Here is a 21,650-nt window from a genome sequence, read left to right on the forward strand (position 1 = left end):
GTTTTTTCTTTACGTCGGACGATTTTTTTTGTATTGTAGGAATATGAGTGGTCAGACCACTTTCAAAAAAATGGAAACTGAGGTCTGTTATGAACCAACCAAAACGTTATTTGGACATTGTCCTGGATATACGCAAAATGATCAGCCAGGAAAATATCAGGCCTGGCGACAGGATTCCATCCGAAAGGGAATTGGCGGAAACTTTGAAAGTTGGGCGATCTACAATTCGGGAAGCTCTGAGAAGCCTTGAGTTACTCGGATTGATCGAAACACGAAGAGGAGAAGGAACCTTTTTGTCAGATTATCGCAACCATCGCTTGGTGGAAGTTCTGTCAACTTTCATACTGCAGGATAATCAGTCTCAAAAGGATGTATGGGAGACGCGGTTGATCCACGAAATTTCAGCTATCCGAACAATTTGCGGAGATGCCAATTCAAGCCGATTACCGGTATGGACCGGTTTTTCAAAACGTATTGATGAGGGCGACTTCTTTAGTCGCGAAGATTTTGTCAGGGAAATAATGGTTTTATCAGGAAACAGGCTATCTTTGAAGATATGGCTGTTATTGGCGCAGTACAGCGGCAATCCATACAAAGAACGCATAATAATAGAAGAAACTGCGATGCTCGAGAATATTTTAGCTGCAATCAGGCAGCAGGATACTGAAAAAGCCACTGAGGGCCTGAAAACCTGGATTGCATGGCTGCAAAAGGAGACTGGAAAAGATGACGATGATTCGTGATATATTCAAACGCAACAGAGAACGCAACGATCCGACTATACCGTCCAAAGCCGCGAAAGATGTACCGGAAGGCTTGATGTATAAATGCCCGGAATGCAAACATATCGAGTTGACGAAAGAGATGGCGAAGCTCCAAAAAGTGTGCCCGAAATGTGATCATCACTGTAAGATGACGGCACAGGAGAGAGTGGAGAGTTTAATGGATAAAGGTTCTTTTGAATCCATTGACAATCATTTGAAAACAGGCAATCCACTTGGTTTTCCCGGTTACACTGAAAAAATCGAAGCGGACAGCAAGAAAACCGGCTTGAATGAAGCGGTATTGACAGGCATCGGGAAAATCGATGGGCAGCCACTGGTTGCAGCTATCATGGATTCTCATTTCCGGATGGGCTCTATGGGCTCTGTAGTCGGTGAAAAGATAACCCGCGCCATCGAACTTGCTACCGATAAAGGTTATCCGTTTGTCATTTTTACGGCGAGTGGCGGAGCCCGGATGCAGGAAGGTGTTCTATCCTTGATGCAGATGGCTAAAACAAGTGTGGCATTGAAACGGCACAGCAACGAAGGGTTATTGTTCATCTCCGTATTGACGCACCCGACAACAGGTGGCGTTTCAGCAAGTTTCGCGTCTGTGGGTGATATCAATATCGCAGAGCCTAAGGCGCTGATCGGGTTCGCCGGGCGCCGAGTAATAGAGCAGACAGTCCGCGAAAAATTACCGGAAGATTTTCAGACAGCTGAATTTTTATTGGCGCACGGGCAGCTGGATGCAGTCGTACATCGTCATAAGATGCAAAACACTTTGTCTTCCCTGATCAAATTGCATACGAAAGGAGCTGTGGCAAATGGCTAAGAAAGTACAGAAATCATTGCCTTTTGAAGAGCCGTTAATACAGCTCCGAAAAAAAATCATAGAGCTGAAAGAATATACCGAGAATGCGGAAGTGGATTTGAGTACAGAAATTAACAGTTTGGAAGCCAGACTGGAAAAACTGGAAATCGATATTTATGAAGACATGAAACCGTGGGACCGGGTCCAGGTAGCAAGACACCCTAACCGTCCGACTACATTGGATTATGTACCACATGTTTTTGATGATTTCATCGAACTTCATGGCGATCGCCTTTATGGTGACGATGAAGCGATTGTAGGTGGAATCGCTTCTTTTAAAGGGCAGCCGGTAACGGTGATCGGTCATCAGCGCGGCAAGGACACAAAGGAAAATGTACGCCGAAACTTTGGCATGCCTCATCCTGAAGGATACCGTAAAGCGCTGCGCCTTATGAAACAGGCTGAAAAGTTCAATCGGCCGATCATCTGCCTGATCGATACGAAAGGCGCTTATCCCGGTAAAGCAGCAGAAGAACGAGGACAAAGTGAAGCAATTGCGCGTAATCTTGTGGAAATGGCAGGCCTTGAAGTACCGGTCATCTCTATCGTGATTGGTGAAGGCGGAAGCGGAGGAGCATTGGCACTTGGAGTAGGGAATCACATCCTGATGCTTGAAAACTCAACTTTCTCCGTAATTTCTCCGGAGGGAGCTGCGTCAATCCTGTGGAAAGATTCTGCGCTGGCCCAGACAGCGGCTGAAGCCATGAAAATTACAGCACCTGATCTTCTCGAAATGGGCATCATCGAACGGATGATTCCTGAAATACGTGGAGGGGCGCATCACGATCCGTTGAAGCAGGCCGAATTACTGTCTGAAGCCATTGAAAAATCTTTGAGCGAACTGAATCCTCTTAACCCAGAGGACCTGATTGATCAGCGATACAATAAATTCAAAGCAATCGGTGTATTTACAGAATAGGAACCGCTTCGGCGGTTTTTTTGTGTCTTTTGATAAATATATAAGAACAGGTATTTTACTTCTGAATTCAGGGGAACTGACCTGACAGCAGGCTGTAAATCGTGGTAAGGTGATTAAAGTATCAGGAAGATCAGGAGGCATGGATTATGAAGCGAATCGGAGTGTTAACAAGTGGCGGAGACTCGCCAGGAATGAATGCTGCAGTGCGTGCGGTAGTCAGGAAAGCAATCTATCATGAGGTGGAAGTTTTCGGGATTTATTATGGCTACCAGGGGCTGCTGGCAGGCAACATCGAAAAGCTTGAAGCCGGTGATGTAGGGGATATTATTCAGCGCGGCGGAACGAAATTATATTCTGCCAGATGCGAAGAATTTAAATCTGATGAAGGCCAGGATCGTGCTATCGAGCAGTTGAAGAAATTCGGAATTGAAGGCCTTGTCGTAATCGGGGGAGATGGATCGTACCGTGGAGCGATGGCATTGACAAAAAAAGGGTTCCCATGTATCGGTGTACCCGGCACCATCGATAACGATATTCCAGGAACTGATTATACAATCGGATTTGATACAGCGCTGAATACAATAATAGAAGCGATTGATAAAATCCGGGATACCGCTACGAGCCACGAGCGTACGTTCATCATCGAAGTGATGGGCCGTGATGCGGGTGACCTCGCGTTATGGGCAGGATTGGCTGGCGGTGCAGAGACCATATTGATTCCGGAAGTGGATTTTGATATGGACGACATGATCGACCGTCTGCAAAAAGGGAAAAAACGCGGTAAAAAGCATAGTATCATAATTGTCGCTGAAGGTGTCATGAGCGCCAATGAACTTGGCGAAATGATCCAAGGGAAAGTCGAACTGGAAACAAGGGTATCCGTTCTTGGACATATTCAAAGAGGCGGTTCACCTACAGGGCGTGACCGTGTTCTGGGAAGCCTTTTCGGCGCACGCGCAGTGGAAGTCCTATTGGATGGTCCCGGCGGTCGCGCTATTGGCATGAAAAATCATCAAGTGGTAGACTATGATATGACAAAAGCGTTTACTGGTGAACACGACACTGATATGAGTTTGTATACTTTATCAAAAGAATTATCAATTTAAATGCCAAATGGAGTGAGTCAATTGAGAAAAACCAAAATTGTATGTACCATCGGACCAGCGAGTGAATCGCCGGAAATACTGGAAGCCCTGATTAATTCGGGAATGAACGTCGCGCGTTTGAATTTCTCGCACGGCAATCATGAAGAGCATGCTGAACGCATTAAACGCATTCGGGAAGCTTCGGAGAAAACAGGCAAGATTGTCGGCATACTGCTCGATACGAAAGGTCCCGAAATCCGTACCCATCAAATGGAGAACGACGGAATTGATTTAGTAACCAATCAGAAAATCACAATATCTATGACAGAAGTATTAGGTACAGCTGAAAAATTCTCAATCACTTATGATCACTTGATTGAGGATGTGCAGGAAGGCTCAATTATTCTGCTGGACGACGGCTTAATTGAATTGCGCGTTGAAAGTGTTGACCAGCAAAACGGTTTGATTCATACAATCGTTGAAAACGCAGGTACGCTGAAAAGCAAAAAAGGCGTAAACGTTCCAGGCGTATCGGTTCAATTGCCAGGGATTACAGAAAAAGATGCACAGGACATCCTGTTTGGCATCAGCCAGAAAGTGGATTTTGTAGCAGCATCTTTTGTGAGAAGAGCTTCGGATGTAATGGAAATCCGTGAACTTCTTGAAAAGAACGGCGGATCTCATATCCAGATCATTCCGAAAATCGAAAACCAGGAGGGTGTCGATAATATTGATGACATCATTATGGTTTCTGACGGCCTGATGGTTGCCCGGGGAGACCTTGGCGTTGAAATTCCTGCGGAAGAAGTGCCATTGGTACAGAAATCCCTTATCGAAAAATGCAATAGCGCGGGTAAACCGGTTATAACTGCTACACAAATGCTCGATTCGATGCAACGGAATCCACGTCCGACACGAGCGGAAGCAAGTGATGTGGCGAATGCGATTTTCGATGGCACGGACGCGATCATGCTTTCCGGTGAAACAGCGGCCGGAATCTATCCGGTAGAATCCGTAGAAACGATGCACCGTATTGCAATGACTACAGAATCTGCGCTTAATTATAAGCAGCTGGTATCGAACAGAAGAAAAGATAAAGAAGCCAATATGACGGAAGCTATTGGACAAGCCGTCGTTTATACAGCGTTGAACTTGAAAGTCAAAGCCATTATTGCTCCTACAGAAAGCGGAACGACGGCCAAGATGATTTCTAAATACCGTCCTGAATCACCGATCGTTGCTGTAACTTCTTCCGATATTGCAGCTAAGAAACTGACATTGGTATGGGGTGTCCAGCCGATTGTCGGCATGCCGGTATCTTCAACGGATGAGGTATTCGCAACTGCAGTTGAAGAAAGCTTGAAGCATGAATATGTCGATCATGGTGATTTAGTTGTGATAACGGCAGGTGTTCCAGTCGGTAAAGCAGGGACAACCAACTTGATGAAAGTACATGTAATCGGAGATATCGCTGCTAAAGGGCAAGGAATCGGTAAAACCGTTGCTTACGGGGAGTCTCTTGTTGTGAAATCAGCTGCAGAAGCCAACGCTGTGGACACAGAAGGAAAGATTCTTGTAACAATCGGCACCGACCGTGAAATGATGCCTGCAATCGAAAAGTGCGCCGGCCTAATCACTGAAGAAGGCGGATTGACGAGCCACGCAGCGGTGGTCGGTCTTAGCCTTGGCATCCCGGTAATAGTGGGAGTTGCAGATGCGACAAGTGTCATCAAAAATAATGAAGATATCACCATCGATGCTGAAACAGGTGTCATTTACCACGGGCACGCTAGTGTGCTGTAACGAATAAAGGAGGTGACCGTTCAATTATGAAATGGCTGATCGCTTTATTGATTGTTGTGCCGGCCCTGGAATTGGCGCTGCTGATTTGGGCGGCGAACAATATCGGCTTCTTCGCTACTGTTGCCATGATTATTACGACAGGATTGGTTGGGGCATTCCTCGCTAAAAAGCAGGGACTGAAAGCGGTCGGAGATATCCAGAAGGCGATGTCGAATTTCCAGCCGCCCGGCGACAACCTGTTGAATGCGGGATTCGTCCTGGTCGGAGGCGTGATGCTTCTGACTCCTGGATTTATCTCGGATGCTGTCGGTTTCAGCCTGTTATTTAAGCCAACTCAAAAACTGTATAAGCCATTGGTTCACCGTTTCATCCAAAAAAGAATGAAAAATACTCGGGTTATAGTAGGATAATCCGAGTATTTTTATTGTTTTTTTTGCCTATCTTACAGAAAAACAAGCGTTTTCATTCACAAAGCCCTGTTTATTGATTATAATGAACAAGGTAAGGAACTTATCAGAGTTTCATAAACGCAGATGAATCATCATTCTGCCTTTTTTTGTGGAATGATGAATTATACTGGAGAAGGAGCGAATTTTATGACATCGTCAAAAGGTTTAGAAGGTGTAGTAGCTACACAATCCGCCATCAGTTCTATTATTGATGACACGCTTACATATGTTGGCTACAATATCGATGATCTGGCTAACAACGCCAGCTTTGAAGAAGTGATTTATCTATTATGGCATCAACGTTTGCCGAAAGCCGACGAACTTGCTGAACTGAAACAGCAATTGGCTGACAATATGTCAGTTCCTAAAGCTGTTTTGGATCATTTCAAAACATACGACATTAAAAATGTCCATCCGATGGCTGCTCTGCGTACAGCAGTATCCATGCTGGGTCTTTTTGATGAAGAAGCTGAAGTGATGAAGCCTGAGGCGAACTATCGCAAAGCGATCCGCATCCAGGCTAAAATCGCTACTTTGGTGACTGCATTCGGACGCGTCCGCAATGGCCAGGAACCGGTAGAACCTAAATCGGACCTAAGCTTCGCAGCCAACTTCCTTTATATGTTGTCAGGGGAAACGCCTGCTGACATCGAAGAAGAAGCTTTCAACAAGGCTTTGGTTCTTCACGCTGACCACGAATTGAACGCATCGACATTCACTGCACGTGTTGCTGTCGCAACTCTTTCTGATGTTTATTCAGGTGTTACTGCTGCAATCGGTGCCCTAAAAGGACCATTGCACGGTGGAGCCAATGAACAAGTCATGAAAATGCTGACAGAAATCGGTTCAGTGGATAACGTAGAAAAAGTGATCAACGAAAAACTTGAAAACAAAGAAAAAATCATGGGCTTCGGCCACCGTGTCTACCGTAAAGGTGACCCGCGTGCGAAACACTTGCGTGAAATGTCCCAGAAATTGACAAAAATCCGCGGTGAAGAGAAATGGTACGAAATGTCGATTAAAATTGATGAAATCGTAACTGGACAGAAAAATCTTCCACCGAACGTGGATTTCTATTCTGCTTCTGTTTATCATTCATTGAACATTGAACATGACTTGTTCACACCGATTTTTGCGGTATCACGCACATCGGGCTGGTTGGCTCATATCCTTGAGCAGTATTCAAACAATCGCTTGATCCGTCCGCGCGCAGAATATATCGGGCCTGGAATGCAGTCTTATGTTCCGGTTGAAGAAAGATAATTTTCGCAGACACTCTATAATAGAAGCAAAAAATATAAAGATGATGGGGCTGGCATATTCTGCAGCCCTATGACTTTGAACACAGGAGGAATTTTAACATGGCAAACGGCGAAAAGATTTCAGTAGAAAACGGTGTATTGAACGTACCTAACAATGCAGTAATTCCATACATCATCGGTGATGGTACTGGCCCGGATATCTGGCATGCAGCATCACGCGTTTTGGAAGAGTCGGTAAACAAAGCATACAATGGTGAAAAATCGATTGTATGGAAAGAAGTTCTTGCTGGCCAAAAAGCATTCGACGAAACTGGCGAATGGCTTCCGGAAGAAACTCTTGAAGTGATCCGTGAATATTTGATCGCAATCAAAGGTCCTCTTACTACACCAATCGGCGGCGGTATCCGTTCATTGAACGTAGCACTTCGCCAGGAACTGGATTTGTACACTTGCTTGCGTCCAGTCCGTTATTTCGAAGGCGTGCCTTCACCGGTTAAACGCCCTGAAGACACTGACATGGTCATCTTCCGTGAAAATACTGAAGATATCTATGCAGGCATCGAATACGCTAACGGCAGCGATGAAGTGAAAAAATTGATCTCTTTCCTGACTGACGAAATGGGCGTTAAAAACATCCGTTTCCCAGAAACATCTGGTATCGGCATCAAGCCAATTTCTGAGGAAGGAACAAAACGCCTTGTGCGCGCAGCGATCAACTATGCATTGACTGAAGGCCGCGAGTCTGTAACTCTTGTTCATAAAGGCAACATCATGAAGTTCACTGAAGGAGCTTTCAAAAACTGGGGCTATGAAGTTGCTGAGCAGGAATTCGGCGATAAAGTCTTCACGTGGAACGAGTACGATAAAGTGAAAGACGAGCAAGGAACTGATGCTGCAAACAAAGCACAGGAAGAAGCTCTTGCTTCAGGCAAGATCCTTATCAAAGATTCAATCGCTGATATTTTCCTTCAGCAGATCCTTACTCGTCCAAGCGAGTTCGATGTAGTTGCTACAATGAACTTGAACGGCGACTACATTTCAGATGCTTTGGCTGCTCAAGTAGGCGGAATTGGTATCGCTCCTGGAGCGAACATCAACTACGATACTGGACATGCGATCTTCGAAGCTACTCATGGAACAGCGCCTAAATACGCTGGCCTTGATAAAGTGAACCCGTCTTCTGTCATCCTTTCAGGTGTATTGATGCTTGAACACCTTGGCTGGAGCGAAGCGGCTAAATTGATCACAAACTCAATGGAAAAAACAATCGCTTCTAAAGTTGTAACTTATGACTTTGCACGTCTTATGGACGGCGCAACAGAAGTTAAAACTTCAGCATTCGCTGACGAGCTAATCAAAAACATGTAATTTTGGAGAGAGGGGATTTCCCCCTCTCTTTTTTTATGACAAAATTTTATGGCGTTGTTTCAGATCCTCCCTTAAAGGAAACAGTATGGAGTAGGAAGTGTTATTTTTGTTGATACGAAAATCTGATTTCAAGGAGAGATAGCATGACATTCAAACGCAAAAAGATTTCAGTAATCGGTTCAGGCTTTACAGGGGCAACAGCTGCTTTTCTGCTGGCTCAAAAAGAATTAGGTGATGTCGTACTGGTTGATATACCGCAAATGGAAGATCCGGCAAAAGGCAAAGCCCTGGATATGGCGGAAGCAGGGCCGGTGATCGGCTACGATTCGAATGTCATCGGTACTGCTAACTATGCGGATACCAAAGATTCGGATCTGGTCATCATCACCGCCGGCATCGCACGAAAGCCCGGTATGAGCAGGGACGATCTGGTTCAGACCAATCAAAAGATCATGAAATCCGTTACCGCGGAAATCGTCAATTATTCACCCGATTCAACCATTCTCGTTCTGACAAATCCTGTGGACGCCATGACTTATACAGTATTCAAAGCTTCAGGCTTTCCAAAAGAGCGTGTGATCGGCCAGTCGGGCGTACTCGATTCCGCGCGCTTCAGAACGTTCATCGCACAGGAATTGAATCTGTCCGTCAAAGACATCAGTGGCTTTGTGCTCGGAGGCCACGGTGATGACATGGTGCCGCTCGTCCGCTATTCCTATGCAGGCGGCATTCCGCTTGAAACGCTGATCTCCAAAGAGCGGTTGGATGAAATTGTTGACCGCACCAGAAAAGGCGGAGCTGAAATTGTTAATCTTCTCGGCAATGGTTCCGCTTATTATGCACCTGCGGCATCACTTGTGGAAATGGCTGAAGCGATCATCAAAGATCAGCGTCGCGTATTACCGGCTATCGCCTATCTGGAAGGTGAATATGGAATGGATGGAATCTATTTGGGAGTTCCGACTATCCTTGGAGCTGGCGGGATCGAGAAGATATTTGAAATTGATCTGAATGAAGAAGAAAAAGCGCTATTGAATAAATCAGCCGAATCAGTAAAAGCGGTCATGGAGATTTTAGCGTAAACAGTGAGAGGCGGACAGGGGTTTCCTGTCCGTTTTTTCTTGCTGTTTTATATAGTTTAATAATGCTGATATCCGCACGCGGTTTGCTTTTCAGTACTTAATTGATATTATTAAAGTATTAAGACAACAGGGGGGATTTTAATGTTGCTTGGAAAGAAACGGAAGTTAGGCCGTAAAATCGAAGATATGGCGACAGGTGAGAAGCTCAAGCTGACAGAAAATATCGAGGATAAAGATCTTCTGCTTTATTTGGGCCTTACAAATGACGGGAATCCGCTGTATATCCAGCATGATTTCGCTTCTCAGACAAAATTTGAAAAGCCCGTGGTTCCAACTGCGATGCTCACTGGCATCATCACTTCTGCAGTATCGAAGTACCTGCCGGGACCGGGTTCGTATATCACCGAACAGCATCTGAAATTCAAAAAGCCTGTATTCCATTACGCAACCGTTGATTTTCTTCTGGAAGTGACAGAAGTGAATGTACCGGCAAACGAAGTTACTGTGCGTGTGGAAGCGACGGATGAAAATGGTGAAATGGTGCTCGAAGGGATTCTTGTGGCTAATCCGCCTCAAGTGCTGAGCAAGCTGACCACTGAAGCAATGGATAATTTTTAATTGGTTTGAAATGGGGGTTTCAAACTGAATGTGGAGGCTGTAAAATGCAGAAGAAAATTTTAATCATTGAAGATGAACAATCCATCGCTACATTGCTGTCTTATAATTTGAAGCAAGCCGGATATGAAACAATTGTCGCAAATGACGGCAAAGAAGGATTTGAGCTTGCATTAAAAGAGGCACCATCTCTTATAGTTTTAGATCTGATGCTGCCATCAATGGACGGTGTGGAAATCTGCAAGGAATTGCGCCTGCAAAAAGTAAGCACACCCATCATCATGCTTACTGCCAAAGATGATGAGTTCGATAAAGTATTGGGGCTCGAACTCGGAGCAGATGATTATATGACCAAACCATTCAGCCCTAGGGAAGTTGTTGCGAGGATCAAAGCCGTACTTCGCCGGTCTGAAGGCATCAAAGTCCAGCGGGAAGATTCATCTTCATCTGAAATGAAATTGGGAGAGCTGAAAGTTTATCCTGATCGTTACGAAGCTTTTCTTAATGATGAGCAATTGGAATTCACACCGAAAGAGTTCGAGCTGCTGGTCTATTTGATGGAAAATAAAAACAGGGTGCTAACCAGGGATCAATTATTAAGCGCAGTATGGAAATATGATTTTGCAGGGGATACTCGAATTGTGGATGTCCATATCAGTCACCTGCGAGAGAAGATAGAAGAAAATAGCCGTAAGCCCGTTTTCATCAAAACGATTCGCGGCCTTGGATATAAATTCGAGGAGCCTAAAGCTGTATGATGCCATTTCGGCGGCGCCTTCTGGGCACACTGCTTCTTTGGCTCGGTACACTTTTGGTCAGCCTTTATATTGTTGTGGTCCAGATTTTGCCATTGCAACAGGAAATGGGCAGTGATGCCGAGTTTTGGCTGATACTGGCACTTGTATTTATTGCTGCATTCGTTTTTGCGGCAGTCATCGGTTACCGTATTATCAAGATTCATATCGCCCCTATTGAAAATATTACAGAAACTGCAATGGAGCTGGTAAAAGGCAATTACCGCGCAAGGGCTTATGAAGATTCGGATATAGGTTCTGCTCCACTCAGTTCAACGATCAATGTACTGGCGCGGAACCTCCAGGAAATAACAGCTGTCCGCGAGATGGAACAGGAGCGTTTGAAAACGCTTATTGAAACCATGGGCAGCGGTTTGGTCATGGTCGATAGGCAAGGGAAGATTTCGCTTTCGAACAAGTATTTCCAAAATGAATTCGGATTGAATGCAGATGATATAATAGGTAAATTTTATGGGGAATTGCCGATTCCCGAAACATTTGCGGGTTTCATTGAAAAAGTCTTTATGACTGAAACTCCGGCAAGGGAACAATTGGAGTACCAGTCGGGCATCAATAACAGGGCAATCGAAGTTTATGGAGCTCCTGTCATCGGCAGCCATGAGCAATGGCTGGGTATCGTCATCGTGCTGCATGACATTACCGAATTGAAGCGTCTTGAACAGATCCGGAAAGATTTTGTGGCGAACGTATCCCATGAATTGCGGACACCGGTGACATCGATTAAAGGATTCTCAGAAACGCTTATTGACGGTGCATATAAAGAAGAAGCCACTTTACTGTCATTTCTTGAAATTATCCAGACAGAAACGAACCGGCTGGAAACTTTAATAGAAGAGCTGTTGGAATTATCACGTGTTGAACAGAGCGGCTTTGAAGTGGATGCACAACCTACAGATATGAAAGCTGTTATCGAATACGCCTTTGAAATGGTCCATTCCCGTTTTGAAGAAAAGAACATGAAATGCGAAACTTTCCTGGATGAGGTTTATGTATCCGGGGATGCGAACCGTCTGGTGCAGATCATGATGAACCTGCTTGTAAACGCCATTACATATTCCGCTGCTGAAAAAACGGTTACAGTCAGGTTATCGCAAAAAGGGAGTCAGGCGGTCGTGGAAGTTGAGGATGAAGGAATTGGAATTGAAGCATCTGAAATCAGCCGTCTGTTCGAACGCTTCTATCGCGTGGATAAAGCCAGAAGCCGAAATTCCGGTGGAACGGGACTCGGTTTGTCCATCGTCAAACATTTGGTGGAAGCGCATCATGGAAAGATTGAGGTGCGAAGCATCCCGGGACGCGGGAGCGTCTTTACTATTTATCTTCCTCTGGCCGACTGAAACATTATAAATATACAAAGATTTACATTGCATTAATACTGTCTTCACATAAGGGTGGTATCTTCTAATAGAACCCCCTTTCAACACCCACTAAAGAAAAAGGACCTTCCACGAGGTCCTTTTTCTTTTTTTGGTGAAACTATTCATGTGGTTTTCCGTATATTTATTATACATAAATAAGGAGGAAAACTTATGACAGCAAAAAAAGTTCTGTCCATCATCGGGCTTTCTATTCTCGGTATATTGCTTCTTGTAGCGGTTCTGACGTCCTGGTATACCGTCGATGAATCTGAACAAGCGGTTATCATCACTTTTGGTGTGGCCAATGAAACCATTGTGGAACCTGGTCTGCACTTTAAGATGCCATGGCCGATTCAACGGGCCGAAGTGCTTTCCAAAGAAACCTACAGTCTTCAATTCGGCTACAGCCAGGATGAAGACGGGGAGATTGTCTCTTTTGACAAAGAAACAAAAATGATCACAGGTGATGAATATATAGTGCTGACCGATTTGGTCGTACAATGGAAGATCACCGATCCGAAAAAATATCTTTTCAATGCTGAAGAGCCGAAAGAGATTCTGCATGACGCCACTTCGGCTTCCATCCGGTCTATCATCGGCAGCTCTCTGATCGATGATGCATTGACTTCGGGAAAAGCGGAAATAGAAGCGGAAACGCGTGATCTTCTTGCTTCGTTAATCGAAAAATACGATATCGGAATTTCTGTTCTTGCAGTCAAATTGCAGGATGTCGAATTGCCGAATGAAGAAGTTCGTGCGGCTTTCACTAATGTCACAGACGCACGCGAAACCATGAATACAAAAATCAACGAAGCCAGGAAATATGAGAACCAGAAACGCAACGAAGCTCTTGGTGAAAAAGCTGCGATCAATTCCCGTGCTGAAGGCCAAAAAGTGGCCAGGGTGGAACAAGCTCGAGGTGATGTAGCGGTTTTCGATAAATTATTTGCAGAGTATGAAGCGAATCCCGAAGTCACCAGACAGCGGTTGATCCTTGAAACCTTAGAAATCGTATTGCCGAATGCAAAACTCTACATCATGAACGATGAAGGCGGCACGATGAAATACTGGCCGCTTGGTGACAGCCAGACATTATTGCCGCCGGCTGCAGAAACTGAGACGGGAGGCGATACAGATGGAAACGAATAAACCGCAGAATGAACCCAGCAAATTTGATGTTTATAAACCATCCAAGCCGAAAAAACAGCCGAAAGATCCCATCAACTTCAAAAAATACTGGAAGCTGATTTTGGGGCTGTCACTTGCTTTGATTGTATTGCTTACCCTATTTGCAAACGTCTACGTTGTGAAGGAAAACGAGTACCGCGTAGTTCGCCAGTTTGGTGAAGTCGTGGATATCAAAGAGGATCCGGGCCTCCATGTAAAGATTCCCTTCATCCAGAGTCTGACAACGCTGCCGAAATATCAGATGATCTATGATGTATCGGAAGCGGAGATCAACACGAAAGACAAAAAGCGGATCATTATTGATAATTATGCTGTATGGGAAGTAGTGGACCCGCGTGAATTGATCAGCAATGCCGCTACCATCGTCAATGCTGAATCCCGAATGGAAGAATTCATCTACTCAGTCATCAGGACGGAACTTGGCCAATTGGATTACGATGAAATCATCAACGACGAAAATTCTTCAAGAGGCAGCCTGAATGACAATGTCACAGCTAAAGTCAATGAACTGCTGGAAAAAGACCGATATGGAATCCGTGTCACGGATGTACGCATGAAGCGGACGGATCTTCCGGCGGAAAACGAACAATCAGTTTATACCCGTATGATTTCTGAGCGGGACTCCACGGCTCAGGACTATTTATCGCAAGGTGATGCGAAGAAACGCGAAATCGAAGCGCAGGCTGACCGGGAAGCCCAGGAAGTTATCGCAACCGCCCGCAAAGAAGCAGCGCTGATTCAGGCAGAAGGAGAATCGGAGGCTGCGAAAATCTATAACGAATCGTTCTCCAAAGACCCCGAATTCTATCAGCTGTATCGTTCACTCCAGTCATATACAAAAACCATCGGGGAAGATACAGTCATTATCCTGCCGTCAGATTCACCATATGCCAGTGTTTTAACCGGTATAATGGAATAAAACCTTCCGTCATTTCTCTTCTTTTTGCCCTCGTGGTAAAATAAAGGGAATGACGGTTTTTTATTGAAAGGGGTAATTTTGTGGCTAAGAAAATACTATTACTGGACGGCAATAGCTTGGCGTACCGCGCGTTTTTCGCGCTGCCGCTGCTGACTAATGAAAATGGCATCCATACAAATGCTGTATACGGTTTCACGATGATGCTCCAACGAATTCTTGAAGAGGAAAAACCTACCCATATGATGGTGGCTTTTGATGCGGGGAAGACCACTTTCCGGCATGAAACGTTCAGTGAATATAAAGGCGGTCGCCAAAAGACGCCACCCGAATTATCCGAGCAGTTCCCTTATTTGCGGAAGTTGATCGATGCATATCGCATCAAGCAGTATGAACTGCCGAATTACGAGGCGGATGACATTATCGGAACTTTGAGCCTGGAAGCGGAAAAGCAAGGCGACGAAGTGATCGTGATCTCAGGGGATAAGGATTTGACCCAATTGGCATCTCCTTCGACGACTGTATACATCACACGTAAAGGCATCACCGATATTGAAAAATACACCGTTGAACATATTAAAGAGAAATACGGTCTTACACCATTGCAGATCATTGATATGAAAGGCCTTATGGGGGATTCTTCCGACAACATACCGGGAGTTCCTGGAGTCGGTGAAAAAACGGCCTTGAAACTGCTCGCAGCCCACGGCTCAGTGGAAGGCGTATATGAAGCGATCGACCAGCAGAAAGGCAAGATGAAAGAAAAACTGGTCGCCAATGAAGACCTGGCCTACATCAGCAAACAGCTCGCTACGATCGAGCGCCAGGCACCTGTAGAAGTGAAGCTTGATGATCTCGGTTACGAAGGTCCTGATCAGGACGAGTTGGTTCGGGTCTGGAGCGAACTTGCCTTTAAATCTTTGCTTGAGAAAATGGATTACACGGCAGAAGAAACTGTCAAAGAAGAATTGAAATTTACGGTCGTGACCGAAATTGAGCCTTCCATACTGAAGGGTGAAATGGCCGTCCATCTGGAAATGTATGATGAACATTATCATACATGCGACCTTCTTGGGGTTGCGTTATCTGATGCAACTGACACCTATGTAATACCGATGGACGCTGTAAAAGGTTCGGATATTTTGAAAACCTGGCTGGCAGATCCTTCGAAGAAAAAATACATGTCCGATTCAAAAGCATCGACTGCCGCATTCCTGCGCAGTGAGATTGAACTGGACGGCGTCGATTTCGATTTGATGCTGGGTGCCTATATAGTCAACCCTTCACTGACGTATACCGATATGGCCAATATTGTTTTGGAATACGGCTACACCGATGTATCGACAAACGAACAGGTCTATGGCAAAGGCGCTAAAAAGAAAGTACCGGATGATGCTGTCTTGAATGAACATATTGCGAGAAAAGCGCGCGCTATTTGGAAAGTGCGTGACATCATCATCAAAAAGCTGGAAGACAATCAACAATTTGATCTCTACGATAAATTGGAGCTGCCGCTTGCTTCGGTTCTGGGCAAAATGGAATCGCTCGGCGTTAAAGTGGACAAAGCGCAGTTATCGGATATGGGTGAAGAACTGGCCGCGAAATTGGAAAAGATCGAATCTGAGATCTACAGTCTTGCCGGACAGGAATTCAATATCAATTCACCTAAACAATTAGGGGTGATCCTTTTTGAAAAACTGGGGTTGCCTGCTCTGAAAAAAACCAAAACCGGCTATTCGACAGCTGCTGACGTTCTTGAGAAACTGGAAGGCCAGCACGAGATCATTTCACATATCCTGCTTTACCGGCAGCTCGGCAAACTGCTGTCCACTTATATAGAAGGTTTATTGAAGGAAATCCATGATGACGGCAAAATCCATACCCGTTTCCAACAGGCACTTACCACAACGGGCCGATTGAGCTCAACGAATCCGAATCTGCAGAACATTCCTGTCCGGCTTGAAGAAGGGCGTAAAATCAGAAAAGCGTTTGTACCTTCTGAACCGGATTGGGTCATGGTCGCGGCCGATTATTCACAGATCGAATTGCGCGTACTTGCCCATATGTCTGAAGATGACCGGCTGGTGCAGGCATTCAAAGATGATCAGGATATCCATACCGCCACAGCGGCGGATGTATTCCATGTGCCGTTGGAAGAAGTGACGGGTGATATGAGGCGCGCGGCCAAAGCTGTCAACTTCGGTATTGTCTATGGCATCAGTGATTATGGATTATCCCAAAGTCTGAATATCCCGCGGAAAGAAGCGGCGGAATTCATCGACCGCTATCTGAAGAGTTTCCCGGGCGTACAGCAATATATGACGAATATCGTTTCTTCTGCGAAAAAGGATGGATTTGTCACGACATTGATGAACCGGAGACGTTATCTTCCTGATATTACGAGTTCAAACTTCAACCTCCGCAGTTTTGCGGAGCGCACAGCAATGAATACGCCGATTCAAGGAAGCGCAGCAGATATCATTAAAAAAGCGATGATAGATATGGACGAAGCACTTGAACGTGAAGGCCTGAAAGCCAATATGCTGCTGCAGGTGCATGATGAACTGATTTTTGAAGCGCCAAAAGATGAATTGGCTAAATTGATGGAGTTGGTTCCAAAAGTGATGGAATCGGCGATGGAATTGAATGTGCCGCTGAAAGTGGATATCGCATCCGGTGACACATGGTATGAAACAAAATGATTGGAGGCCGTTGGGATGCCTGAACTTCCTGAAGTAGAAGGTGTGGTCCGGCAGATACGGCCAGTTGCGATCGGCAAGAAAATAGAAGATGTTTTTGTATCCGATACGATCCGGCTGTCTAAAACCGGAGGCAAGGAAGCCGTTCTAAAAAAAGTCGAGGCCGACAGTTTTATTGAACGATTGAAAGGTTCACAGATTGTCAGTGTGGAGCGGCGCAGTAAGTACATCTATTTCGGCTTAAGAAAAGATGGCGAGTTTTTGTTAGTGAATCACTTGGGGATGTCTGGTGCCTGGTTTTATGTGGGCAGCCTGATGGCGATACCGGAAGATAAATTCCGCAAGCATGTCCATGTCGTGCTGACGCTGAGCGATGGCAATCTGCTGGCCTATTCGGACATCCGCCGTTTTGGTGAAATGCGGGTGTTGAATGAAGAAGGGGACTATCCGCCGCTGCTGTTGATGGCTCCTGAACCTTTCGACGAAAACGCTCTGCAGCATTTTCTCGATATGTCAGAAAGCCCGAAATATCGGAATAAACCCATCAAAGAAGTGATCATGGATGGCCAGGTCATTTCGGGTGCCGGCAATATCTATGCAACGGAAGCTCTGTTCCGGATGAAAATCCATCCGAACCGCGCTGCACATCGAATCAGCAGAAAGCGCCGTGCTGAACTGTTTCAAGCAATCGTGGATATTTTACTGGAAAGTATAGAAGCTGGAGGAAGCACAATTTCCGATTACCGGAACATCAACGGTGAATCGGGAGGCATGCAAAACCGCTTCGCGATGTATGGAAAAAAACAATGCATGACATGTGGCAGTGTGACGAAAACCCTGAAAATCGGGGGACGCACATCTGTTTTCTGTCCAACATGCCAAAAATGAGGGTTTAAGATGATTATTGGGTTAACAGGCAGTATAGCCAGCGGGAAAAGCACTGTTTCTAAAATGTTGGAGGAGTTGGGCTATCCGATTATTGACGCGGATTTGGTTGCCCGGCAAGTGGTTGAACCTGGGAGTGAAACATTAATGGAGATTGAGGCTTTATTCGGTCCGGAAGCCATCCGTGATGACGGGACGATGGACCGCGAAAAAGTCGGCGCTCTCATTTTTTCAGATCCCGCAAAAAGAAAGCAATTGAACGATATCATCCATCCCGCCATACGGACGGAAATGCTCCGCCAAAAAAGCGTGTTCATGGAGGATGGACATAGAACAATCGTGATGGACATTCCTTTGCTATTTGAAAGCAAATTGCAGCATTTTGTCGATAAGGTTCTGGTTGTCAGTGTTTCTGAAGAAAACCAGCTTGCCAGATTGATGGAGCGAAATGGATTAAACGAAAAAGATGCCAGGGCCCGGATCAGCTCGCAGTTGCCCATGTCTGTAAAAGAGGAAGGTGCTGACGCGGTCATCTATAATAATGGAACGATTGAAGAGACTGCCCGGCAGCTAGAGCGAATTCTGGAGCAATGGGGAGAAAGTTCACAAAGCTGAAATATTCATCCGGTTTTGAGGTTCTCGAATCGGGATAATGTGTTATACTATATAACGAATTAAAAATATAAGTATAACTTAATTAATGGAGGACTTTTAAATGACAGTTTCTATTGCGATTAATGGATTTGGCCGTATTGGCCGCATGGTGTTCAGACAGGCAATTTTAATGGATGATGTAACTATTTCGGCAGTAAACGCCAGTTACCCTGCCGAGACTTTAGCTCATTTGATTAAGTATGACACAAATCACGGAACCTTCGACGGAGATGTAAGCGCTGTAGAAGGGGCTTTAATTGTCAATGGAAAACGGGTTGAATTGGTAAGCGAACGCGATCCTTTGAAACTTCCATGGAAAACGATGGGGATCGATATCGTCATAGAAGCTACCGGAAAATTCAATTCACGTGATAAAGCAGCTCTTCATCTTGAAGCTGGAGCGAAAAAAGTCATTTTGACTGCACCCGGAAAAAATGAAGATGTCATGATTGTCATGGGTGTCAATGAAGATAAATTGGATATCGACAAGCACGATATCATCTCCAACGCCAGCTGCACGACAAACTGCCTTGCACCTGTAGCAAAAGTCCTCAACGATGCTTTCGGTATCGACAATGGTTTGATGACAACTGTACACGCTTACACGAATGACCAAAAAAATCTGGATAATCCCCATAAGGATCTTCGCCGAGCGCGTGCTTGTGCCCAGTCGATCATCCCGACTTCGACAGGAGCAGCAAAAGCTTTGTCGCAGGTTCTTCCTGATCTGGAAGGGAAAATGCATGGCTTGGCACTGCGTGTTCCAACACCGAACGTGTCATTAGTGGACCTTGTGGTTGATGTTAACCGTGATGTAACGATTGAAGAAGTCAATCAGGCATTCATCGATGCGGCAAACGGCCCGATGAAAGGGATTTTGAATTTCACAATGGAGCCGCTTGTCTCAAAAGATTTTAACACAACCACGGATTCAGCTATCGTGGATGGCCTTACTACAATGGTTATTGCAGACCGGAAAGTGAAAGTCCTTGCATGGTACGACAATGAATGGGGCTACTCCGCTCGCGTAATCGACCTGACAAAACGTGTCGCTTCGGCGATGAGTGTAATTTAATGACAAGAACCACTTTTTCTATTAGTATGAAAAAGTGGTTTTTTAATTTGTGCCAAAAACCCACGAAAAAAAAGAAATTTTTATCAGATTTATTTGTTGCATTTCCACGGAATACATCATATACTATGATTCGTAGCAAAAAAAGCTACCTTCCTCTGACGGATTCCAAAGCTCAATGAGGAATCTTTAGGAGAAATTTTATTCACATGACTGCTTAAAGGGTTAGGACCTCTTTGGACTAACTTTCCCCCGTGGTAGTCAACTTTGAATATTTTGAGCACGAAACCAAAATGATATCAAAGGGGGAAACGAACCATGGAAACAATGGGACGTCACGTAATTGCAGAACTTTGGCAGTGTGATTTTGACAAATTAAACGATATGGATTATATCGAACAAACTTTTGTTGATGCAGCACTCAAATCAGGAGCAGAAGTCCGCGAGGTCGCTTTTCACAAATTTGCGCCACAAGGCGTAAGCGGCGTAGTAATCATTTCTGAATCACATTTGACAATCCACAGCTTTCCTGAACACGGCTATGCAAGTGTAGATGTTTACACTTGTGGTGATCTTGATCCGACTATCGCAGCGGATTATATCGCTAAGGCACTTGGCTCGGGTTCGAGCGAAGTAACAGAATTGCCACGTGGAATGGGTCCAGTCGGTGCTGGAAAAACCAAAGTTACAGTAACTGCATAATCCATTTAAACCAAGACATTAAAGCAGGGGAGCTGATCCCCTGCTTTTTCTATTTGTGTACATAATTCATAGGTATTTTAAATATGCCGCTTCGTCGCTTTGGACAAGCCTCCCGCAATAAGCCGAGAAGAACACTCGTCTTATTGCTCCGCTCCGTCCTGGCGCGCTCCTTCGCTGGATTCAATTCTGGAAATGATATGAAATTAAGTGGACTTTTTTAAAAGAGTTGGGCTGTTAGTAACTCGGGCGATGGCCCGAGTTAGCTAAGCGCAATCTATTAGTTTTTCTCTAAAAAGGTGAACTAACTAAATTGCAATGTATAGACTGATTCATCTCTTAAAGGAGTTTCTAAAGATATGGAGCAAAACAACGCAGACTCCCAGGTGAGAAAGCGAAGTGCTGAGATCCTCTCGAGCGAAGTGGAACGAGCTCGAGTTAGCTCAGTGCAAGCCACCAGGAAAGCGGAGTTGTTTTGCGGAATATCGGTTACTTAATGTAATTTACTTTATATATCTTTAAATTGTTTTGATGAAAAAGCGGAAAGCGTCTGCTTGGAGCGAATTCATCAACCATACGTAAAGATTCCAAATTCAAATATTATAAACGCTGAAATTTTGTTATACTTATACCACAAGAAAGAGAATTTGGGGAGATGTCAAAATGAAATGTCCGGCTTGTCAGCATAACGGTACCCGTGTCGTGGATTCGCGGCCAGTAGATGAATTGAAATCGATCAGGAGAAGAAGGGAATGTGAAGAATGCGGCTACCGGTTCACCACTTTCGAGAAAGTGGAAGAGATGCCGCTGATTGTCGTGAAAAAAGACGGTTCCCGTGAAGAGTTCAGCCGCGAAAAAGTATTGCGCGGCTTGATCCGGGCTTGTGAGAAACGGCCGGTGCCGTTGGAAACATTAGAAGAGCTTGTCTTTACTATTGAAAAAAACCTTCGCAGAATCGGCAATGCCGAAGTGAAGTCTGAACAGGTCGGCGAAATGGTGATGGACAAACTGGCTGCAATCGACGAAGTGGCATATGTCCGTTTCGCTTCCGTCTATCGCCAGTTCAAAGACATCAATGTATTCATAGATGAACTGAAGGATTTATTGAACAAGAATCCGGATGACAAGATATCCGAGTAAGGC

Annotated in this window: 20 protein-coding genes; all 20 read left to right on the forward strand. The window is 45.0% G+C overall.

All coding sequences use genetic code 11. The features are described 5' to 3' along the window. Positions 1-89 precede the first annotated feature (89 nt). The 20 genes from D2910_RS00555 to nrdR all read left to right on the forward strand — a co-directional run bounded on the left by D2910_RS00555 (position 90) and on the right by nrdR (position 21,647). Positions 90-743 carry a FadR/GntR family transcriptional regulator gene (locus tag D2910_RS00555; RefSeq protein WP_101801708.1) on the forward strand — a complete coding sequence of 218 codons (654 nt, stop codon included), beginning with the start codon at positions 90-92 and terminating at the stop codon, positions 741-743. Beyond that, positions 727-1,599, forward strand: coding sequence for an acetyl-CoA carboxylase, carboxyltransferase subunit beta (gene accD / locus D2910_RS00560; protein ID WP_117312063.1), 873 nt, complete (start codon positions 727-729; stop codon positions 1,597-1,599). The genes D2910_RS00555 and accD overlap by 17 nt, the downstream gene beginning before the upstream one ends. Beyond that, entirely contained in the window at positions 1,592-2,557 is a 966-nt protein-coding gene (gene accA / locus D2910_RS00565) for an acetyl-CoA carboxylase carboxyl transferase subunit alpha (protein ID WP_084246479.1), read from the forward strand. The genes accD and accA overlap by 8 nt, the downstream gene beginning before the upstream one ends. 146 nt (positions 2,558-2,703) lie before the next feature. Next, on the forward strand, positions 2,704-3,663 hold the full coding sequence (gene pfkA / locus D2910_RS00570; protein WP_084246477.1) for a 6-phosphofructokinase: 960 nt from the start codon (positions 2,704-2,706) through the stop codon (positions 3,661-3,663). A gap of 21 nt (positions 3,664-3,684) precedes the next feature. Continuing rightward, a complete protein-coding gene (gene pyk, locus D2910_RS00575; RefSeq protein WP_117312064.1) occupies positions 3,685-5,445 on the forward strand; it encodes a pyruvate kinase in 1,761 nt (586 codons plus the stop codon). A gap of 26 nt (positions 5,446-5,471) precedes the next feature. Continuing rightward, positions 5,472-5,855, forward strand: a complete 384-nt coding sequence (locus D2910_RS00580) for an FxsA family protein (protein ID WP_338088647.1) — start codon at positions 5,472-5,474, stop codon at positions 5,853-5,855. A 186-nt stretch (positions 5,856-6,041) separates the two neighbouring features. Beyond that, positions 6,042-7,157 (forward strand): citrate synthase, encoded by a 1,116-nt coding sequence (citZ, locus tag D2910_RS00585; protein WP_117312066.1) that lies wholly within the window; start codon positions 6,042-6,044, stop codon positions 7,155-7,157. A 98-nt stretch (positions 7,158-7,255) separates the two neighbouring features. Next, a complete protein-coding gene (icd, locus tag D2910_RS00590) occupies positions 7,256-8,524 on the forward strand; it encodes an NADP-dependent isocitrate dehydrogenase (RefSeq protein ID WP_084246469.1) in 1,269 nt (422 codons plus the stop codon). A gap of 143 nt (positions 8,525-8,667) precedes the next feature. Further along, positions 8,668-9,606, forward strand: coding sequence for a malate dehydrogenase (mdh, locus tag D2910_RS00595; protein WP_117312067.1), 939 nt, complete (start codon positions 8,668-8,670; stop codon positions 9,604-9,606). A 141-nt stretch (positions 9,607-9,747) separates the two neighbouring features. Continuing rightward, complete coding sequence (locus D2910_RS00600) at positions 9,748-10,224, forward strand: MaoC/PaaZ C-terminal domain-containing protein (RefSeq protein ID WP_084246465.1); 477 nt, start codon at positions 9,748-9,750, stop codon at positions 10,222-10,224. A gap of 44 nt (positions 10,225-10,268) precedes the next feature. After that, positions 10,269-10,979, forward strand: coding sequence for a response regulator transcription factor (locus D2910_RS00605; protein WP_084246463.1), 711 nt, complete (start codon positions 10,269-10,271; stop codon positions 10,977-10,979). Continuing rightward, complete coding sequence (pnpS, locus tag D2910_RS00610) at positions 10,976-12,373, forward strand: two-component system histidine kinase PnpS (RefSeq protein WP_117312068.1); 1,398 nt, start codon at positions 10,976-10,978, stop codon at positions 12,371-12,373. The genes D2910_RS00605 and pnpS overlap by 4 nt, the downstream gene beginning before the upstream one ends. A 192-nt stretch (positions 12,374-12,565) precedes the next feature. Next, positions 12,566-13,543 (forward strand): FtsH protease activity modulator HflK, encoded by a 978-nt coding sequence (gene hflK, locus D2910_RS00615; RefSeq protein WP_117312069.1) that lies wholly within the window; start codon positions 12,566-12,568, stop codon positions 13,541-13,543. Then, entirely contained in the window at positions 13,530-14,501 is a 972-nt protein-coding gene (hflC, locus tag D2910_RS00620) for a protease modulator HflC (protein ID WP_117312070.1), read from the forward strand. Before hflK ends, hflC begins: the two co-directional genes overlap by 14 nt. An 80-nt stretch (positions 14,502-14,581) precedes the next feature. After that, positions 14,582-17,200, forward strand: coding sequence for a DNA polymerase I (gene polA, locus D2910_RS00625; protein ID WP_117312071.1), 2,619 nt, complete (start codon positions 14,582-14,584; stop codon positions 17,198-17,200). A 15-nt stretch (positions 17,201-17,215) separates the two neighbouring features. After that, complete coding sequence (gene mutM / locus D2910_RS00630) at positions 17,216-18,085, forward strand: bifunctional DNA-formamidopyrimidine glycosylase/DNA-(apurinic or apyrimidinic site) lyase (RefSeq protein ID WP_101801718.1); 870 nt, start codon at positions 17,216-17,218, stop codon at positions 18,083-18,085. Positions 18,086-18,094: 9 nt separating this feature from the next. Beyond that, a complete protein-coding gene (gene coaE / locus D2910_RS00635) occupies positions 18,095-18,697 on the forward strand; it encodes a dephospho-CoA kinase (RefSeq protein ID WP_117312072.1) in 603 nt (200 codons plus the stop codon). Positions 18,698-18,797: 100 nt separating this feature from the next. Continuing rightward, positions 18,798-19,811 carry a glyceraldehyde-3-phosphate dehydrogenase gene (locus D2910_RS00640; RefSeq protein ID WP_084246449.1) on the forward strand — a complete coding sequence of 338 codons (1,014 nt, stop codon included), beginning with the start codon at positions 18,798-18,800 and terminating at the stop codon, positions 19,809-19,811. A gap of 315 nt (positions 19,812-20,126) precedes the next feature. After that, positions 20,127-20,510, forward strand: coding sequence for an adenosylmethionine decarboxylase (gene speD / locus D2910_RS00645; RefSeq protein WP_084246447.1), 384 nt, complete (start codon positions 20,127-20,129; stop codon positions 20,508-20,510). A gap of 660 nt (positions 20,511-21,170) precedes the next feature. Then, the gene (gene nrdR, locus D2910_RS00650) at positions 21,171-21,647 is read left to right on the forward strand and encodes a transcriptional regulator NrdR (RefSeq protein ID WP_084246445.1); all 477 of its coding nucleotides are present in this window, start codon (positions 21,171-21,173) and stop codon (positions 21,645-21,647) included. The last annotated feature ends 3 nt before the right edge of the window (positions 21,648-21,650 follow it).

The sequence above is a fragment of the Planomicrobium okeanokoites genome, from assembly GCF_003428875.1.
GTDB classification, from domain to species: domain Bacteria; phylum Bacillota; class Bacilli; order Bacillales_A; family Planococcaceae; genus Planococcus; species Planococcus okeanokoites.

Coding starts and splice junctions, on each gene's coding strand:
- pnpS (WP_117312068.1), top strand. CDS start 10,976: ATGATGCCATTTCGGCGGCGCCTTCTGGGCACACTGCTTCTTTGGCTC.
- D2910_RS00600 (WP_084246465.1), top strand. CDS start 9,748: ATGTTGCTTGGAAAGAAACGGAAGTTAGGCCGTAAAATCGAAGATATG.
- mdh (WP_117312067.1), top strand. CDS start 8,668: ATGACATTCAAACGCAAAAAGATTTCAGTAATCGGTTCAGGCTTTACA.
- hflK (WP_117312069.1), top strand. CDS start 12,566: ATGACAGCAAAAAAAGTTCTGTCCATCATCGGGCTTTCTATTCTCGGT.
- mutM (WP_101801718.1), top strand. CDS start 17,216: ATGCCTGAACTTCCTGAAGTAGAAGGTGTGGTCCGGCAGATACGGCCA.
- pfkA (WP_084246477.1), top strand. CDS start 2,704: ATGAAGCGAATCGGAGTGTTAACAAGTGGCGGAGACTCGCCAGGAATG.
- accA (WP_084246479.1), top strand. CDS start 1,592: ATGGCTAAGAAAGTACAGAAATCATTGCCTTTTGAAGAGCCGTTAATA.
- D2910_RS00580 (WP_338088647.1), top strand. CDS start 5,472: ATGAAATGGCTGATCGCTTTATTGATTGTTGTGCCGGCCCTGGAATTG.
- citZ (WP_117312066.1), top strand. CDS start 6,042: ATGACATCGTCAAAAGGTTTAGAAGGTGTAGTAGCTACACAATCCGCC.
- accD (WP_117312063.1), top strand. CDS start 727: ATGACGATGATTCGTGATATATTCAAACGCAACAGAGAACGCAACGAT.
- D2910_RS00605 (WP_084246463.1), top strand. CDS start 10,269: ATGCAGAAGAAAATTTTAATCATTGAAGATGAACAATCCATCGCTACA.
- icd (WP_084246469.1), top strand. CDS start 7,256: ATGGCAAACGGCGAAAAGATTTCAGTAGAAAACGGTGTATTGAACGTA.
- speD (WP_084246447.1), top strand. CDS start 20,127: ATGGAAACAATGGGACGTCACGTAATTGCAGAACTTTGGCAGTGTGAT.
- D2910_RS00640 (WP_084246449.1), top strand. CDS start 18,798: ATGACAGTTTCTATTGCGATTAATGGATTTGGCCGTATTGGCCGCATG.
- hflC (WP_117312070.1), top strand. CDS start 13,530: ATGGAAACGAATAAACCGCAGAATGAACCCAGCAAATTTGATGTTTAT.
- D2910_RS00555 (WP_101801708.1), top strand. CDS start 90: ATGAACCAACCAAAACGTTATTTGGACATTGTCCTGGATATACGCAAA.
- coaE (WP_117312072.1), top strand. CDS start 18,095: ATGATTATTGGGTTAACAGGCAGTATAGCCAGCGGGAAAAGCACTGTT.
- nrdR (WP_084246445.1), top strand. CDS start 21,171: ATGAAATGTCCGGCTTGTCAGCATAACGGTACCCGTGTCGTGGATTCG.